This is a genomic window from Winogradskyella alexanderae (assembly GCF_020166335.1).
GTDB classification, from domain to species: Bacteria; Bacteroidota; Bacteroidia; order Flavobacteriales; family Flavobacteriaceae; genus Winogradskyella; species Winogradskyella alexanderae.
Genome location: NZ_JAIUJR010000019.1, coordinates 1 through 2500 on the forward strand (window position 1 = coordinate 1; position 2500 = coordinate 2500).

Annotated in this window: 1 protein-coding gene, 2 tRNA genes and 2 rRNA genes (1 of these 5 cut by a window edge); 4 read left to right on the plus strand and 1 reads right to left on the minus strand. The window is 48.5% G+C overall.

What is annotated here, in order from left to right:
• On the minus strand, positions 1-180 hold a 180-nt coding region (locus LBU54_RS14965; RefSeq protein ID WP_224531885.1), incomplete at its 3' end, for a hypothetical protein.
• Positions 181-299: 119 nt separating this feature from the next.
• Between LBU54_RS14965 and LBU54_RS14970 the strand changes: the two genes are divergently transcribed.
• The 4 genes from LBU54_RS14970 to LBU54_RS14985 all read left to right on the plus strand — a co-directional run.
• Positions 300-1825: ribosomal RNA gene (locus LBU54_RS14970) — 16S ribosomal RNA — on the plus strand.
• 84 nt (positions 1826-1909) lie between these two features.
• A tRNA-Ile gene (locus tag LBU54_RS14975) sits at positions 1910-1983 on the plus strand.
• Positions 1984-2062: 79 nt separating this feature from the next.
• Positions 2063-2136, plus strand: a tRNA-Ala gene (locus LBU54_RS14980).
• Positions 2137-2265: 129 nt separating this feature from the next.
• Positions 2266-2500: ribosomal RNA gene (locus tag LBU54_RS14985) — 23S ribosomal RNA — on the plus strand; it runs 2582 nt beyond the window's last position.
• Together the 16S and 23S rRNA genes with 2 tRNA genes alongside form the textbook arrangement of a ribosomal RNA operon.

The following is a 2500-nucleotide window of genomic DNA, read 5'->3' on the forward strand; positions in this document are numbered from 1 at the left end:
ATTTTTCTCCAAATAGTCTAATAAGTTTATATCTTTGCGCCCCGGAAAAGTTGTCCGGTGGTTGTTTTGGAAAATATTTTCAAAATAAATTTGGAAGATGTTGCGGGAATAAAAAAAGGGTTTTATATTTGCACCCGCCAAAACGCCGAAGGGCTGGTTTTGGCCGACAGAAAAGTTCATTAACATATTGAATTGACAGCGTAAGGCCATGACCGGAAACGGTTCTGGCCGACAAGAGAACGAACCATCATGAGTACTTTGGAAATTCTGGATTGGTCGTTAATTATATTTAAGATTTAACGATGAAGAGTTTGATCCTGGCTCAGGATGAACGCTAGCGGCAGGCCTAACACATGCAAGTCGAACGGCAGCGGGGAAAAGCTTGCTTTTCCGCCGGCGAGTGGCGCACGGGTGCGTAACGCGTATACAATCTACCTCTTACAGGGGGATAGCCTTTGGAAACGAAGATTAATACCCCATGGCATTAGCGGATCGCATGATCCGCTGATTAAAGTTTCGGCGGTAGGAGATGAGTATGCGTTCTATTAGCTAGTAGGTGCGGTAACGGCGCACCTAGGCGACGATAGATAGGGGCCCTGAGAGGGGGATCCCCCACACTGGTACTGAGACACGGACCAGACTCCTACGGGAGGCAGCAGTGAGGAATATTGGACAATGGGCGGAAGCCTGATCCAGCCATGCCGCGTGCAGGAAGACTGCCCTATGGGTTGTAAACTGCTTTTGTACGGGAAGAAACCCAGATACGTGTATCTGGCTGACGGTACCGTAAGAATAAGCATCGGCTAACTCCGTGCCAGCAGCCGCGGTAATACGGAGGATGCAAGCGTTATCCGGAATCATTGGGTTTAAAGGGTCCGTAGGTGGATCGGTCAGTCAGAGGTGAAATCCTGCAGCTCAACTGTAGAACTGCCTTTGATACTGCCGGTCTTGAATTACTGTGAAGTGGTTAGAATATGTAGTGTAGCGGTGAAATGCATAGATATTACATAGAATACCGATTGCGAAGGCAGATCACTAACGGTATATTGACACTGATGGACGAAAGCGTGGGGAGCGAACGGGATTAGATACCCCGGTAGTCCACGCCGTAAACGATGGTCACTAGCTGTTCGGGCTTCGGCCTGAGTGGCTAAGCGAAAGTGATAAGTGACCCACCTGGGGAGTACGTTCGCAAGAATGAAACTCAAAGGAATTGACGGGGGCCCGCACAAGCGGTGGAGCATGTGGTTTAATTCGATGATACGCGAGGAACCTTACCAGGGCTTAAATGCAGTACGACAGGTCTGGAGACAGACTTTTCTTCGGACGGACTGCAAGGTGCTGCATGGTTGTCGTCAGCTCGTGCCGTGAGGTGTCAGGTTAAGTCCTATAACGAGCGCAACCCCTGTTGTTAGTTGCCAGCATGTAAAGATGGGAACTCTAGCAAGACTGCCGGTGCAAACCGCGAGGAAGGTGGGGATGACGTCAAATCATCACGGCCCTTACGTCCTGGGCTACACACGTGCTACAATGGTAGGTACAGAGAGCAGCCACTTCGCGAGAAGGAGCGAATCTACAAAGCCTATCACAGTTCGGATCGGAGTCTGCAACTCGACTCCGTGAAGCTGGAATCGCTAGTAATCGCATATCAGCCATGATGCGGTGAATACGTTCCCGGGCCTTGTACACACCGCCCGTCAAGCCATGGAAGCTGGGAGTGCCTGAAGTCCGTCACCGCAAGGAGCGGCCTAGGGTAAAATCGGTAACTAGGGCTAAGTCGTAACAAGGTAGCCGTACCGGAAGGTGCGGCTGGAACACCTCCTTTCTAGAGAAAGACGACCGATAGGAAGAAAGGGAAAGGGATAGTTTGTTCTTTTGCTGTCAATTTAAAATATCAATAATTAAGTAGAGTCTCATAGCTCAGCTGGTTAGAGCGCTACACTGATAATGTAGAGGTCGGCAGTTCGAGTCTGCCTGAGACTACTAAATTGAAGGAAATCCTAGAGGTTGGGTATGTAGTTACGTACTAACTACTGACTACTCATTACTAACAACTAGTTATGGGGAATTAGCTCAGCTGGCTAGAGCGCCTGCCTTGCACGCAGGAGGTCACCGGTTCGACTCCGGTATTCTCCACTAACGGCCTTGAGCCGCAAAAGTTCATTGACATATTGAAAAAAGATACATGAAATTAGATAGAAATATTTAATAAAAATAAATTATTGTAACGAGCAATAATTGTAACTCATTAAAAAGACAAAAGTACAATAAGCTAAACAAGAGCGTATGGGGAATGCCTAGGCTCTCAGAGGCGATGAAGGACGTGATAAGCTGCGAAAAGCTGCGGGGACTGGCACATACAGGTCGATCCGCAGGTATCCGAATGGGGCAACCCGTCATGTTGAAGACATGTCATCCGAAAGGAAGCGAACCCGGAGAACTGAAACATCTAAGTACCCGGAGGAGAAGAAAACAAAAGTGATTCCGCTAGTAGTGGCGA